General features: G+C 60.0%; 12 protein-coding genes and 2 pseudogenes. 6 read left to right on the top strand and 8 right to left on the bottom strand.

Translation table 11 applies throughout. The annotated features are described in order from the left end of the window. Nucleotides 1–315 precede the first annotated feature (315 nt). Complete coding sequence (locus NKH49_RS18645; RefSeq protein ID WP_352873736.1) at nt 316–1,305, top strand: Tim44 domain-containing protein; 990 nt, start codon at nt 316–318, stop codon at nt 1,303–1,305. Between the two features lie 86 nt (nt 1,306–1,391). Here the strand turns inward: NKH49_RS18645 and NKH49_RS18640 are convergent, their stop codons facing one another. From NKH49_RS18640 to NKH49_RS18620, 5 genes are all read right to left on the bottom strand, one after another. Next, complete coding sequence (locus NKH49_RS18640) at nt 1,392–2,483, bottom strand: AI-2E family transporter (protein ID WP_352927230.1); 1,092 nt, start codon at nt 2,481–2,483, stop codon at nt 1,392–1,394. A 226-nt stretch (nt 2,484–2,709) separates the two neighbouring features. Next, a complete protein-coding gene (locus NKH49_RS18635; RefSeq protein ID WP_352541844.1) occupies nt 2,710–3,123 on the bottom strand; it encodes a type II toxin-antitoxin system VapC family toxin in 414 nt (137 codons plus the stop codon). Further along, entirely contained in the window at nt 3,120–3,368 is a 249-nt protein-coding gene (locus NKH49_RS18630) for a plasmid stabilization protein (protein ID WP_352455498.1), read from the bottom strand. Before NKH49_RS18630 ends, NKH49_RS18635 begins: the two co-directional genes overlap by 4 nt. A 422-nt stretch (nt 3,369–3,790) precedes the next feature. After that, on the bottom strand, nt 3,791–4,933 hold the full coding sequence (locus tag NKH49_RS18625) for a Fic family protein (RefSeq protein WP_352927227.1): 1,143 nt from the start codon (nt 4,931–4,933) through the stop codon (nt 3,791–3,793). Nucleotides 4,934–5,766: 833 nt separating this feature from the next. Beyond that, nucleotides 5,767–6,228 carry a cupin domain-containing protein gene (locus NKH49_RS18620; protein ID WP_352927224.1) on the bottom strand — a complete coding sequence of 154 codons (462 nt, stop codon included), beginning with the start codon at nt 6,226–6,228 and terminating at the stop codon, nt 5,767–5,769. 159 nt (nt 6,229–6,387) lie between these two features. On the opposite strand from NKH49_RS18620, the gene NKH49_RS18615 reads away from it, so the two are divergent. Next, nucleotides 6,388–6,600: a hypothetical protein gene (locus NKH49_RS18615; RefSeq protein ID WP_352474360.1), complete on the top strand. Its 213-nt coding sequence runs from the start codon at nt 6,388–6,390 to the stop codon at nt 6,598–6,600. Nucleotides 6,601–7,470: 870 nt separating this feature from the next. After that, the gene (locus NKH49_RS18610; protein WP_352927221.1) at nt 7,471–8,697 is read left to right on the top strand and encodes a pilus assembly protein TadG-related protein; all 1,227 of its coding nucleotides are present in this window, start codon (nt 7,471–7,473) and stop codon (nt 8,695–8,697) included. A 362-nt stretch (nt 8,698–9,059) separates the two neighbouring features. On the opposite strand, the pseudogene NKH49_RS18605 reads toward NKH49_RS18610, so the two are convergent. Both NKH49_RS18605 and NKH49_RS18600 read right to left on the bottom strand, forming a co-directional pair. Further along, nucleotides 9,060–9,140 (bottom strand): annotated as a pseudogene (locus NKH49_RS18605) (carboxyl transferase domain-containing protein); the annotation flags it as partial. A gap of 2 nt (nt 9,141–9,142) precedes the next feature. After that, nucleotides 9,143–9,361: pseudogene (locus NKH49_RS18600) on the bottom strand (aminoglycoside phosphotransferase); the annotation flags it as partial. Between the two features lie 538 nt (nt 9,362–9,899). Here NKH49_RS18600 and NKH49_RS18595 point away from each other — a divergent pair. The 3 genes from NKH49_RS18595 to xth all read left to right on the top strand — a co-directional run bounded on the left by NKH49_RS18595 (nt 9,900) and on the right by xth (nt 13,051). Beyond that, nucleotides 9,900–10,322, top strand: a complete 423-nt coding sequence (locus NKH49_RS18595; RefSeq protein WP_352483816.1) for a KTSC domain-containing protein — start codon at nt 9,900–9,902, stop codon at nt 10,320–10,322. Between the two features lie 968 nt (nt 10,323–11,290). Continuing rightward, nucleotides 11,291–11,659, top strand: coding sequence for a hypothetical protein (locus NKH49_RS18590; protein ID WP_352771258.1), 369 nt, complete (start codon nt 11,291–11,293; stop codon nt 11,657–11,659). 603 nt (nt 11,660–12,262) lie between these two features. Further along, complete coding sequence (gene xth, locus NKH49_RS18585) at nt 12,263–13,051, top strand: exodeoxyribonuclease III (RefSeq protein ID WP_352927218.1); 789 nt, start codon at nt 12,263–12,265, stop codon at nt 13,049–13,051. Nucleotides 13,052–13,125: 74 nt separating this feature from the next. Here xth and ligD read toward each other — a convergent pair whose 3' ends face one another. Then, nucleotides 13,126–14,904, bottom strand: coding sequence for a DNA ligase D (gene ligD, locus NKH49_RS18580; RefSeq protein WP_352927215.1), 1,779 nt, complete (start codon nt 14,902–14,904; stop codon nt 13,126–13,128). Nucleotides 14,905–14,989 lie beyond the last annotated feature (85 nt).

Below are 14,989 nucleotides of genomic sequence, written 5' to 3'. Positions count from 1 at the left end.
GGTTTTCCAGATATGTTGATAGTACACAGGAAAGCTGTAAGTCAATCGAGTCTTCGCCGGGAGACCCTCGGCATCATCGCCGGGGAGATCGATGACCACAGGCTTGCATGAGCGATGCTGTTGACTCGACCGGGTGCGGGAGCCTGCGTGGTCGAACAGCGATCATCGCGCTTGGGTAGGGCAGACATTCTCGTCGTGAACACTGGCGGGCGGCCGACCATGCCGCCCGAAAATATCTCGACGGACGATTCACTGCTATTTCGATCGACGCACCCCATATGAGCGGAAAGAGTGTCACTTGAGGACTTGCCTATGCTGATTTCGCGTTGGGGACGGTTTGCAGTTTTGTTTGCGGGGTTGTTCCTGGCATTTTCCATGGTCGCTGTGGATCACGCCGATGCGCGCCGTGGCGGCAGCTTCGGCAGTCGCGGCATGCGCACTTTCCAGCCGGTCCCGCCGACCAGAGTTGCGCCGCAACCGGCCGCACCGGTCGAGCGCTCGATGACGCCCAATGCGGCCGCGAACAATGCGGCCCGTCAGCCGCAGGCATTCCAGGGCCCGGGCTTCTTCAACGGCCTCGGCGGATCGATGATACGTGGGCTGCTTCTCGGCGGTTTGATCGGCGTTCTTCTGGGTCATGGGTTCGGCGGCTTGGCCGGCATGTTGGGTCTTTTGCTCCAAGTACTGCTGTTCGGCGGCGCGATCATGCTGGCGATCCGCTTTTTCCGCTTGCAGTCGGCGCAAAGCCCAGCGTCCGTTACGGCTGGTGCCTCGCGGGGCACCGGGACCTTTGCGCGAAACGCAGCAGCGCGGCACGAGCCGAGCAACGGCCCGACTTCCTCCATTACCGGCATCGGGTCAGGATTTGGCGGAACGAGCCAAGCCAACGCTTCCGATGAGATCACACTCACCCAAACCGACCTCGACACGTTCCAGCAACGGCTGACGGAAGTTCAGGAGGCATTCGGGCGCGAAGATCATGCTGCATTGCGCCGGTTGGTGACACCCGAGATGGTGTCCTATCTGTCCGAGGAACTTGCCGACAATGCCAAAAAGGGCGTCAGGAACGACGTGTCGGACGTCAGCCTGCTGGAGGCCGATATTGCGGAAAGTTGGCGGGAGGGTGATCGCGACTACGCGACGGCTGCTTTGCGCTATGAGTCTCGCGACGTGACCCGCGACCGCATCAGCGGCAAGATCGTTGAGGGCGGGGCCGATCAGCCGACGGAGACGGCCGAACTGTGGACCTTTACGCGGCAGAACGGCGGTGACTGGAAGCTTGCCGCAATACAGCAGCCTGGCTGATGTGCTTGCCTTCGTTGAGATCTCTGCCCAGAGGTTGTTCAGGTTTCGCGCTACCACTCGAAGACCAGCGCCCTTTTCGCGCTTGATCAATCCGTCACGGACTGATGCGGTAGCTCACCAGCGCGCGCCGGCGTCGGCCGGTCGGTCAATCGAGTCTTTAGCACGTCGATGAGGCTGATTGTGATGGCGATCACCGCAGGTCCGAGGACAAGGCCGGATGCTCCGAACAAGACGATGCCGCCGACCGCGCCGATAAAGGCCACCACCGTGTGGAGGCGCAACCGATTCCCGACAAGCATCGGATAGAGCAGATTGTCGATGCCGCCGACGATCACGCCGCCCCAGACGGTCAATATCGCTGCGCTGGCCCAAGCTCCCTCCAGTGCGAGATAGACCGCTGCGGGCACCCAGATCACAAACGCCCCGAGCACGGGCACGATGGCAAGAAGTCCCATGACAAGGCCCCAAAAGACTGGCGTCGGCAGGCCGAGCCACCAGAACATCAGGCCACCCAATGTTCCCTGGACGGCGGCGACGAACACGGTGCCGAGCAGTGTTGCATAGACGGTCTCCGCAAAGCGAGACAAGATGTAGGCTGTCTCCGGAGCGCGCAGGGGCGAAAGGCCCGCGACGGCTTGCAGGCCATGTTGGCGGTCGCGCAGAAAATAGAACAGAAGATAAAATGTCAGGCCGAACATCGCGACTTGATAGATGGAGCCACGCAATAGCGATGTGCTTTGTCCCGTCAGCCATTGCACGAATGCGGCGACTGAGCCGGCCGGATCGAATTGGTTCTCGATCCATTGGGCAATGGCCGAAAGCGTGGGATAGCCAGACATGAAGCCGACTGCGTCCCAACCGCGGATGACCTCCTCCAGATAAGTCGCTCCGTTTACCGCCTCGCGAACGAGCTGTTGTGCGACGAGCGCCAGCGGCAGGCCGACGGCGATCGCCGCGACGCTTACCGATATCAGCGCTGCCAGGTTTCGATTTCCGACCCGTCTCTCAACCCACCGGTGAGCCGGAGACAGAATAATTGCCAGGACGAGCGCCCAGGTCAATGCCGGCAAAAAAGGCCACGCCAGCAGATAACAGACATATAGACCGATCGCCGTCGCTGCCAGGACGCCGAGCAATTTCAATTGTTTCACATCCGGCATCTGTTTCAGATCGGGCATCTCTCGCCGTCTCGCAAGCCCAGCGAGCCTAATGGTTTTCCCGAAGAAAAGGCAGGTCGGTTGCCGTACCCGGTCAGGCTGCCGCTGAGGCGCTTCGAGTGACCTTCAGGGGATTTTGACGACATGCAAATTGACCTGATATCGCTCGCCTGCGCTTTGACGGCCTTTCAGCCCGTCTTTGACAGGCAGATGGGGGCTTGAACAAAAGCGACGACAGGAAAACGCTTCAGAACTCCCACGGAGATGTCAGAACGAGTCCTGCCGTCTCGAAGTCAGTCAGATTGCGCGTGGCGAGGCGGCCCCCGTTTACTCGAGCGATCGCCGCGATCATGCCATCGGGTGCCGACATGCCGCGTCCCTGGCGAGCAGCAGCACCCATAATTTCCCCATAAACCAGCGCAGCCTCTTCTGTCAGACCGAAGATGCGGTCTGCGAAACGCCGGCGCCAGTCCGACAACCCTTGCTCCAGCCGTTCGGCACGTTGATCCGGTCTTATCTTCTGGATGCCGAACGCGATCTCGGCAATCGTCACGGTTGGAAGCGCGAGTTCGGCATCGTATCGGATCAGCCAGGCAATGACTGCCTCGTCTGGGGTCTTTTTCAACGTTTCGGAAACGACGTTCGTATCGACAAAGATCAAAGCTCGACGCCTCGATTCGGCCGGCGACTCTCACGGATCACCGCCTCAAGGTCGATGTCTGTGCCGGATTGCGCTGAAAGCCGCGGGTAGAAGGCAGAAGCAGGCTCACGACCGGCCTCGCGGACCTCGTAAGATTCGAGGGCGCGCTCGACCACCTCCGCAATCGAGCGGTTTTCACGACGGGCAAGCCGGTGTGCAAGATCACGCGCCTTGGCGCTGCGGACTGAGAGTTGTGGCTCGGCCATATCGCACTCCTTGGCACCCATGTATAGGCTCATTTCGCCTGCTAGCAAGATGGCATCTGATGGCTTGATGTCAAAACCGATGTTGCAGCGAGTTGCGGCTGCGCAGAAATAGGAGATAAAATGTCAGGCCCAGCGTCGGTTGCCGTACGGGTTGTGGTGCTGTCAGGATGGCGAAACCAGAAGGCGTTGGGTGCCTAGGCAAAGCCAAAGCGCGATTCAGGGGTTTTGCAGCCTATCAAACCGCTCGCTGGGGCTTCAATGGCGGCTATCAAGGCGGAAAGTTCGTCAATGACTGGCCCTAACGGCTTGCGACCGAACCCGATGGACCAGTGCCGAGCGACAAACGGCATAGACGCATTCTCCGAACCAATCGAGCGGGCCAATCATGCTTTGGGCGCGCGCTGTTGGCTCGCGCTCCTGTTTCAACGATGTCGCCGAGGCGCGCGATCCGGCCCGTCATCCAATCCTGCCAGCGAATAGCTCGTGCTTCGCCCACCGGCTTCATCTCTCACGAGTATCCCTTGCGCCAGGAGATCATTGATATCGCGCAAGGCCGTGTCAGGTGAGGTCTTGGTCAGCACTGCCCATTTCGAGGAGGTGAGCTTGCCTTCGAAGCCGTCCAGGAGCCGATTGACGACTTTGCGCTGGCGTTCGCTTAGAGGTCGTTGGACCATCTCCTCCCAAAAACGGGCCTTTCGCAGCACATTGGCCAAAATCTCCTCGGCCCCGCTGAAGGCGCGGTCGAGGCAGCTTAGAAACCATTGCAGCCAAGGGGTGATGTCGAGACTGCCCTTCTGCGTCCGTTCGAGGATCGCGTAGTAGTCCTTCCGCTCCGCCCGGATTTGCGCGGACATGCTATAGAACCGCTGAGCGCTGCCCTCCGATCGCGCCAACATCATGTCGGCGATCGCGCGGGCGATACGGCCGTTGCCATCCTCGAAGGGATGGATGGTGACGAACCATAGATGGGCGACCCCCGCCTTCAGAACGGGATCAAGCGGCGCGTAACCGTTGAACCAGTCGATGAACGAGGCCATTTCAAGCTCAAGCCGGGCCGCTGCTGGAGCTTCATAGTGGACTTTCTCCCGACCGATGGGACCTGAGACGACCTGTATCGGACCAGAGGCTTCATGCCGCCACGCACCGACGATAATCTTCGTCATGCCGCTGCGACCCGTCGGAAACAGGGCCGCATGCCAGGCGAACAACCGCTCACCCGTAAGTAGCGCCTGATAGTTCTGAGTTACGTCGAGCATCATCTCGACCACGCCCTCGACATCGCGGTCGACCGGCGCCAGTGCGCCAATATTCATGCCCAGTCGGCGGGCGATGGACGACCGCACCTGTTCCTTGTCGAGAATTTCACCCTCAATTTCGCTGGATTTGAGAACGTCCTCCGTTAGGGTCTGAAGCATCGCCTCGGCACGCAATTCGAAGCCTAGCGCCTCCATCCGCCCCAGCAGCCGGCCCTGCCGATGGCGCACCGTCGCCAGTTGATCGGCAAGGTCCTGGCTGCGCCACTCGAACTGCGGCCAGTTTTCAAGCTCGTAGATATAGGTCGCCATATTCTCCGCACTTTTTGCGTCGAATATGGGCCTCAATCGTCGTATATGCAAGATCATTTGCCGCAATTTATGCGGTGAATAGACCAGCTAAACACCGCATGGTCACGGCTTATTATTCCCCATTGTGAGCTTCTTCTCTCAAAGACCTCCCATTTTGACGCTATATCTCGTCAGGTTATGAGGCATTTTGCGATTAGGCAGTGAGAATGGCACTGGTCCAGTACTCCGAGAATGGCTTCTTCGCTCCGCGCACGATTGCCGATCCTTTCGCACGACGAGCGACGAACCCGGCCGAACTGCGGGGCTGGGCAAGGATGCCGACCAGCACAAGCTGCGCGTCCGGTCGGGCAAGACCCGCGGTGCCATCTTCGGCTAAACCCATGGCTCACAGCGGGGGCCGCCAAGGCCAATTCACGCTCCAGGGCAGCGTTGGCGACAAGAAGCGCCTTTGCTGCTTCTCTGGCCCACCACGGGCCGGGAGGGCTTCGTCCGCCGCAAGCTCCCAGTCGGCTGCAGGATCAAGTTGCTGTTGCTGCGACCTATCGATTTGGTCGCCCATGGCTATCAGCCCAACACTACCGGCGTGTCGTCATAGCTGTTGGCGACACCGGTCAGGCCGGGAACAGGGATGACCGTGCCATGTCGAAGGCATCATAGTCTGCAAAGCAGATTGGGACCCAGTTCGCCGACCCCATCAGGGCCAGCAGCGTCGAATGGCTGCATCTACAGGCCGGACAGACGACTGCACCCGACCAACGCGCCACAACAGAGGACATCGCAGGTGCCGACGCCATGAGCGGCGCTGCGCCATCACCCGACATCGCAAATCGACCTTAGGCTCTTGTTGTCAAGGTAGAGAGCTGGTCAGTGTCGTAACGGTTCCGCAAGTCTGCAAGCGCTTTCGGATCCGGAGGGCCGTGCGCAGCGAGCCTGGCAAGCTCTTCAAAATAGTGTTCGTGTCCAGGCGGAGAGACGGTCATCAGCACCCGCGCCGGCTCTTCGCTGACATTGGTGATGTTGTGCGGAATGCCCGGTGGAATGAACAGGTAGGTGCCCCCGGTCGCGCGGATCGTCTTGTCCCCAACATGCCAGACGCATTCGCCCTCAAGAAGGTAGAAGGTTTCCTCCTGCACGCGATGAACATGAAGGCCGGTAGCGAACCCGCTCGGGATCGTCCAGTCGAACATGCTCGTGTGTTTCGTATCCTTGCCGGTGACAAGGAACACCATCGGATAGCCACGTAGCATGACCCCCTTATTCTGGTCGGGCATGCGAATGACGGGAGCGACGCTCATCTGATCCTCCATTGGCTCGGCGCTTCTTCCGCAAGCACCGGCTCAGGTTGCCCTCGCCATTTCGACAAGTCGTGAAGCGGCTCCGAAATCGTTGCGAAAAATTCACAAACGGTATGTTCTTCGGGAATGGCGACAACTCTTGCGTTTGGCGCGCATAACTTGACCATCGCTCCGGTGGCTGACCATTACGTCGCTGCAGATAGCGATACCCTGGCCCGCAGCGACCGCGTCGACCGCATGCGGTTCCTCGCGAAAGCTCAGATTGTTGCTATCCCGGATGTCGAGATCGATAGAGCGGGCAACGCCAGATATCGCGACCAGGTTGGCGCCGCGCGATCACGGTTTATCCAATCAAAATGGATGAGCGGCTAGCTTGGATGCTTTCGGAACGATCCGTGGTCGTGTCGGCTATGCCTTCGACCGCTGGCTACCGTACGTCCGCCGGCGTTGCGATGGGGAAGTGAAGATTGATGAGCACGTCTTTGGAGCGAGCGAGAGCAAGTTTCAGACATGCTATGCAGCCCCGCGCACGGCCGATTGCGACCGCGCGCCTGACGGCGGCGGGATAATGAAGCTGTCGACCTCGTCCCCGGAAGGCATGCCGGAAATGTCCATGGCGAACTCAATGAGAAATTAAGCGCTGTGTAAGGGCATCCGTCATTTTCATCTGTGGCCCGGCCCCTCCCAAGCACACGAGGCGTGCCAACTCGAAGCCTTGTCAATCAATTGCTTCGACCAAACGTTGCGAATACCTGACGCCCGATTTCCTTCTTCTAGTTTGGCGTTTTCCGGGCAGAACTCTACCGGGCGCAGGCGTTTTTCACCATGAGCGCCGTCAGGTGCGAGCATCTCGACTGCGGCAAGGATGCCGGATGGGGATTTGCCAAGTCCAGACAGCCATCGCATTGGTCCTGTTTTGAATACCGCGCCGACGGCGATGCATATCTCTGAGGAGCAATTCGAAAATGATCAGTCCGCCAAGGCGACATGGCGAGTACGCGACCGCGAGACGCCATCCCGCGCGCGATGATGCGCGCGGGCCGGCCTTGACGATCGCCAGACCGGCGCCAGACGGCGGGGCGTGGTCGCCGGCGCTCGGCGGCGTCATCGTGGTGAATTTGAGACGCTGTTTCAGCTGCTCCCCGCAAGCTGATTTGCGATCGAGACAACTTTACCCGCTGGCGAAACGGACCCTCAATATGCTGCCTCTAGGTTAGTCCCAGCTAAATGAAGGGGGCTTTCATGCGGGTGACCGAACGATTTTGGCGTTCAGAACGCGGCAACCTCGCCGTGGTGTTTGCGTTGGTCTTGCCGGTCGTGCTGTTGGGCGTCGGAGTGGCGATAGACTTTGCGCGCGTGAGCCGAACTGCCCAACAGTTGCAGGAGGGAGCCGACTCCACGGCCCTTCAGTTAGCCGTGGCAAGCGCGAACAGCAGCGATATGACGTCGGAGCAGCGTCAGCAGAACGTTGATACTTTCGCCAGCCCCACCTTTGTGGCCACGCGAAGTCCCTATAGTGGTGACGCCCACCAGACGGTTGGTTCAACCAATCCCACAATTGTGACGGTTCTATTGCACCAACCCCAGGAATTGGCCTTCTCGGCAATCCTTGGCGTCGTTAAACTTGATATTAGCCGAAGCGCAACCGCGATTGCCTATCCGCGATACCCAGTCTGTCTTCTCGTGCTAGATCGGTCCGCCTCGAACGCATGGTCGAATTCGGGGTCTTCGTCGATAAATGGCCAGAAATGCGTTGCGCAGGTGAATTCAAGATCGGGGTCTGCGCTAGCCACGAATGGCGCATCGTCCATCAGGACATTGGTGACGTCAGTCGTCGGCCCCTGCGGGCCGTCTGCCGGCTTCAACCCTCAACCGCTTTTCGATCAGAAAGAGCTGGCAGATCCCATTATCTCCCGAGTGGTCTGGCCAACAGACAATGTCTGCACCTACAATAACCTGGTGATCAAAAACGCCACCGCAAATCTCGTTCCCGGCACTTTTTGTGGAGGGCTCATCCTGTCGGTCGGAGCGGTGGTCAATCTTGCTGCGGGAACGTATGTCATCAGGACGGGAGGGCTTTCGCTCTCCTCTGGCGCGGTTCTCGATGCAGCTGACGGTACCACCATCGTTCTACTCGACGATCAGGCCACCACTACAATGCAGGCCGGCGCCAAGCTACGCCTGACGGCGCCGACCAGCGGTCCGTGGATGGGGATCGCGCTAGCTCAAAAACCCCAAGGCGTGGAGAGAACCTCCACGCTCATTGGCGGTGGCGATACAGATCTAGGCGGTATAGTCTATCTGCCGTCACAAAAGCTTTTTCTTACAGGTGTGGGTGCATTGTCGACGGACAGTAAGCCTCGCATCTTTGTGGTCAACCGGATCGAGATGAACGGCAATGGCTCAATTTATCTTGCTGGCGCAAGTGACTTATTGACAACGAATTCTGCAACGAGACTGATGAATTGAACTTAGCTATAGCCGGCGCGGTGTTGTGGTACAGACTCATTTGAAGTTCGCTTGCTTCCGTGTTGGACGGAGCGGATATCGAAGGCAACGCGGGACCTCGAGTGGTAACGAATTTGGTCAATCAGCGGATTGTATCGGTTGCTTGATTGACCCGCAGCGAAGCGGCTCGTCAGTCCCTGCCTGGTAGTGAAGCACTGTGCCGATCCCACTGAGTAGACGCCGTATGTACGAGGTGATGCGCTTGGGACAGCCCGGACCGGGCGATTGGCGCCCGGAGGTCGAGCGGGCTTTCGCCCACGCTGGCGAGAGACGCCGAAGCGCGTTCTCGACGCCGCTCCGGGATGTGGGCCCGAATGCCCGGTTGCAATCTCGGCTGTCGGCCACGCGTAGTTGACGTCCGCGCCGATATGCTTGGGAGCCATGACGTCATATGCCCCGCCATAGTGGCGGCTGACGCCTGAGCGGCAATGTCATGGTCGGTTTCTTCGAGACCAGCCGCATTGTTAGGGTCGCCATGAACAACACATGTCCTGTGCGCGACGAGCCGCGACCGCGCTGCCCTACATCGGGCAACGCCGTCGGGCGGCTTCGCGGCAAGGTCGATCCCGGTTCCGGTCTCGGCTTGCAGGAGGTCAATTGACGACGCCAGCCTTGTCGTACGTGGGGTTCGTGAGAAAGCTTAGCTACGTCAGCGACATTGACATCGAAAATGCGATCACCGAGCGAAAGGTGCAAATGTCGCTCCGCTGACGCTTCAAAGCCAAGCCCGCGCGCGTCACCGATAAGAGCTTTAGCTATCGCGTTGGCGGCATCGTCGCGGTGCCTTCGGAACGTCGAATAGCCGCCCACCCATGGCGCTTGCAATCGATCTCGGCGCGGGTTTCCCTTGTCTCATCGCCTGTCAGCGCCTTGCAAATGAGCGAGACCAAGCTGTCGCGCGCTCGCTCGTGGAGTGCGCCTTTCGGCCGCCATGCAAGGAAATCATCAACGCTCATCCAATCAGCCGGGTTTGTATCGGCGTCTGGCTGGCTGAATTCCACATACATCCACATACAGATGCAGTTCGTTCGGCAGGAAGACGACCCCTCCACGAGCCTTTGATGTCATTGGCAAGGTTGTAGGCGAGGATGGTCATAGCGGGGCACTCCTTTCGCCGTGGAGCGTGCCTGTCTCACGGGAAAATTCCATCACCAGAAGCAGTATTGACGCTCGCGCTTTCTCACAAATCCAACGTCCACGTGATGCCGAAAGGTGCAGCTAGCTTTTTGTGCATCTCGATGGAACACGGGATCGCCGCGAAAGTTCGGTGCACGCAGCGAATCCTCCCCCTCCAGGTATTGCTGCAGATCGGTATTCCGATCGGCCCGCGCTCCCCGCAAGGCGCGGGCCCTGGGGCTGTGGTGCTCATGCCATCTACTTCGATCCGCAAGATGGAATATGATCGGGATAGAAGAACCCTCTCGGTGTGGTTCGTCGCCAGCGGCAAGCGGTACGAGTTTGAGGGGGTACCGCCAGAAACCTTTGCCGCGTTCCGGGCGGCGTTCGCCAAGGGCCGCTATTTCAACGACCACATCCGCAACAATTTCCGCTACCGTCTGGTTGCGAGCGATAGCGACCCGGGATGACCTGACCTGCCGGCGGCTCAGTCGTCCTATCGCTCCAACCGGCGGTTGGTGGACGCGTTGCCGCTGTGGCGCTTAGGGTTGGTTACGGTCCGCGCTCACCTGGCAAGCCCAACCCCCCGCATCCCCCCGCCTGGTGCAAAGCGTTTGATCGGTCCCGCCGTTCTGGCAGTGCGGCGGGACTTTTTTGCGGTCCAGGTGGAGCATCGGCGCGCGGGGAAGGCGCGGTGCACGCAGCACCTTTTCTCATCCAACGTACGCGGTGGCGCGCTGAAGGGTCTCGACGTCGGTCTGCCGCCGGAGCTCAACTAGCTGGACTATTGCTCGACCGGAAGCGGCTCGTGCTGGGACTCAGCGTGGTGGAAGACCTGTCCAAGGTCGCGCGCGTCGAACGTTTGGCCGCAGACTGGGCAGTAGACCAAGTGCTTCGACTCGTCCTCTACCGGCCCGTCATGCGGCCTGCCCTCATAGCCCGTCGCGATGTTGTCGGTTCTAATCCGGGGCAACGACAAGTGCCTTTCGTCGGTTTGGCGGCCTATATTTCTCTACCAACCGGACCTTGTCACGGTCGACCGTGACCAGCGGCCCGAGGTCCATCGTCACGGTGTCCTCGTCGATGCGCGTGACCTCGCCTTTTAGGTCGATTTGCTGGCCTCGGTTCACCTTGGTGTGGTCGATGATGGATGTGGGAAGTCGTCACCTGGGATAGAGACGGCTTACGCAGTCCTCTGTTATCCGCCTTCGAACCGTGGCAGCACTCGCCACCTGGTCACCAATGCCTATTTCGCGAGCCATGCCATGGATTCTGGTGCGGGCAGCGTCTTCTTCAAGAGGCTTCTAATATACGCCCGTCATCCTGAGGCTGACCTAGGACCAGAGTTACAAAAGTTGAACTTCATCGGGGAACACTCCTTCTGTCTGCCTGTTCGATTTGCCAGGCGCATCCCGCGCATTCAGACAGGAGAAAGAAGATGAAACGCATCCTTTTGGCTTCGGCCGTGCTGGCGGTGTCGGCCGGGCTTTCCGTTGCCCAGACGACCAGTGGAACTTCGAGCGGAACGTCGACGAGCGGAACCTCGATGACCGGCACCTCGACCACGACAACCATGCCCAGCACGACGGATCAGGGCACCGGCACGACGAGCAGCGGCACCAACATGTCCGGCGATCAAGGCACCGACACGACCACGACCAGCGGCACCACAAATTCGAACTCGGCCAGAGACTGCGCGCCCGGCCAGCAGACTGGCAGCGCTCAGCAGGCGGCGCCAGGTCAGCAGGACACGACAGCCAAGACCGCCGCGCCGGGCCAGGTGAAAAAGACCGACGAAGGTTGCTGATTAGCACATCGGCAAAGGTTGGAATCACCAGCGTGTGGCTGGCCAGTCTCCCCCGACCACCGGCCAAAATCACTCGGCTGGCGATCAAATTGCCGCCAGCCGAGCATCAGTTGAGGAACCTTTGCGCTTGCTTGTGCTTTCAGTGGGCACGCCGGGCTTCTGTTTGCTTTCGGTCAGATAGATATCCATCTGCTCGCGCATCTTGCCTGAAGGGAGCTGCGGCCGCGCTCAGAGATACGAACCCCTACATCGGACAACGTAGGTGGGGGCTGATCGTTGCGGCCGGTGACGTTGCCCCCAGTTTCTATCCAGTTTTGAGTTCGTTTCCGGCGTGGGTTGTGCCCTGCTGGGCGGGTGAAGCGGCGGGCGCTGGCGCGGGCCTGCGCGTCGCCGAGGTGTCGATGCTGAAGGTCGCCGAAGTGGATAGCGAGCGCATTGCCACGCAAAGGTCGAGGAGCGCTCCTAGCCCATGCGGATCAGTTTATGTCGTGGTATCACCGGCCTAGAAAGACGACTGACAAGGCCTCCCTTTGCCGGCATGATGCAAGCATCAACATCTGAGCCTTCCATGCTCGAATCGCCAAGGGATGTTGAGAATTTCGGATGACCCGTATCGCAACCTTTAACGTCAACGGCGTGAACGGTCGCCTGCCCTTGCTCATCAAGTGGCTGGGTCAGACCGACTATGACATCGTGTGCCTTCAAGAATTGAAGACTTCGGATGAGAAATTTCCCGCGGAAGCCGTCAGGAACGCCGGTTATGGCGCGATCTGGCACGGGCAAAAGTCCTACAACGGTGTAGCTATACTCGCACGGGGAAAGGAGCCCCTGGAGCGTCGACGCGGCCTGCCGGGTGACCCTGACGACACTCACAGCCGGTATATCGAGGCAGAGGTGGATGGGATCGTCGTGGGGTGCATCTACCTGCCCAACGGCAATCCAGCGCCCGGCCCGAAATTCGACTATAAGCTCCGCTGGTTCGACCGTCTGATCAGCTACGGCCAGCTACTGGTCAAGGAGGGGATCACAAGCGTTCTGTGCGGCGATTACAACGTCGTGCCAACGCCGATCGATGCCGTGGTACCGAGACGTTGGACGGGCGACGCAGTCTACTTTCCGGAGAGCAGGCAGGCCTACGCCGAAATGCTAGACAGTGGCTGGATGGATGCCGTCCGCTGCATTCATCCGGAGAAAGGCATCTACACGTACTGGAACTTCTCCTACCGAGGCGCTTATGATCGGAGTTCCGGCCTTCGGATGGACCACCTCCTCGTCAGCCCATCACTTTCGAACAGGTTACGTGACGCGGGCGTGGACGCTGACCTGCGAGGCTGGGAAAAGCCGAGTGATCATGTGCCCGCCTGGATAGAGATCGACCCGTCCGGCAAGTAGTTGACATGATCGAATGTTCGGCGGAATCGCTGGGCGTCTTCGCCCACTGCTAATAGAATGCGCTGCGAGATTGCTCACGCTGCTTTTCTGGCAGCCGCCCTAAACGGACGGTCAATGGTGAACGCATCTGGACGGATGGCTGCCTCAACCTGGCTCCAGGTCACGGGACGGGCGATTGGGAACCCGGGTCGCGCCCGTGGGGAGAAGGCGCCGACCGCCGTGTTGCCGCGCCCATTGCGAAGGTAGTCGATGAAGATGCGGCCCTTTCGGGCTGCCGGCGCGGCGGAGAGCAGATAGCGATCAGGATGAGCTTCAGCGAGGCGCTTGGCGAACGATCGGGCAAGGAGCCGGGCATTGTCATGCGTGATCTTCGTCCCAAGTGGGGCCATCAGGTGAATTCCCTTGCCGCCCGTCACCTTCGGCCAGCTCTGCAGACCTTCCGCTTCCATGATGTCGCGGAGCGTTAGCGCGGTCTCGATGACTTCATCCCACTCGACCCCCTCGCCCGGATCAAGGTCCAGAACTATGCGGTCGGCATGCTCGATGTCGTCAACGGTGGCATTCCAAGGGTGCAGCTCTACCGCATCCATCTCGACCAGCCCCAGCAAACCGGCAAGGTCGTCCACCCACACGCGCACACCTTCGCCACCCTCACGCTTCTGGAGTCGCAACTGATGCACGGCGGCCGGAATCTTCGGCAACGCGCCCTTGTGATAGAAGGTTGCGCCGAGTGCGTGGCGGACCAGCTTCAGCGGTCGGTGGCCGAGATGGACGAGTGCGTGATCGGCAACCCTCTGCCAATAGCGCGCAAGTTCGTCCTTGGAGGGCGAGACCGCGTCAGGCAGCAATTGCAGGATGTTCTCGCTGGGAGCGCCATGTTTCCGGGCTGGCCCACGTCGCTTTGATGGCGCCGGAGGCTTGGCCGGGATCGGCACGAGGTCTTCGCGCAGACCCTTGAATACTGCCTCGCGCAACACGCCGCGATCAGTGACGCCGCTGAACTGTACCTCGGCCAGCACCTCTGGCCTGACCCACGTCGCCTTCGGCTTCACGATGGGCTCTGACAGAGGCGACTTGCTGATGATCAGCGGGTCGAGCCGCTCTCGAACCAGGTGCGCAGCGCTCAAGGTGTAGCCGCTGCGAGCCTTCCCGGCATAGAGCAGTCGGTCGCCCTCGCGGCGACCGATGTAGAGGGATGCAATGCGGCGCGGGTGAGCGCCCAGCTTCTCGACAAATGCCACGATGGGGAAAGTGTCGCTCTTGATGCACTTCACCTTGAGCCAACTGGTCTGGACCCCTGAGCGGTAGGTGGCATTGGGGCGCTTGGAGACGATGCCCTCCAACCCCATACGGCAGGCATGTTCAAACACGTCCGTGCCGCCCACTTCCAAATGTTCGGCGTAGGTCAATGTCGGCGCTGAGTTCTTCAGCAACTTCTGAAGGGCTGCCTTGCGCTTCACCAGCGGCTGCTGCCGCAGATCGCGCCCGTTGAGGTGCAGCAGATCGAATGCATAGAAGATGAGCCTCGCCGAGTCTGGACTGCCCAACTCCCGTTCCAACGCTTGGTAATCCGGCAGGCCAGTGTCGCCGAGAACGACAGCCTCACCGTCGATGATCGCCGCTTTCACCGGCAAATCCGCCGCCGCTTGAACAATTCGTCGGTATCGGTGCGACCAGTCGTAGCCACGGCGCGTCAAGGCTCGCGCGTTGCCGCCCTCAATGATCAGTTCGGTGCGGTAGCCATCGTACTTGATCTCATGAAGCCATTCGCTGTCCTCAGGCGCGTTCTCGACCAGCGTGGGCGACTGAAACTCAATGAAAGAGAGCCGACCATCCCCAGTTTTGGAACTCATCGCACACTCCTGACCTCCACCCCAACTTTGGTGCCGCTGAATAGGTTCCGGAACAGAGCTGGCCGAGCAGTAGGGTCCCGAGCCG

Origin of the sequence: Mesorhizobium sp. M1088, assembly GCF_040318575.1 — a bacterium.
Taxonomy (GTDB): Bacteria; Pseudomonadota; Alphaproteobacteria; order Rhizobiales; family Rhizobiaceae; genus Mesorhizobium.
Note: the sequence above shows the minus strand (reverse complement) of the source record. Positions and strands in the feature narration are given on the sequence as shown.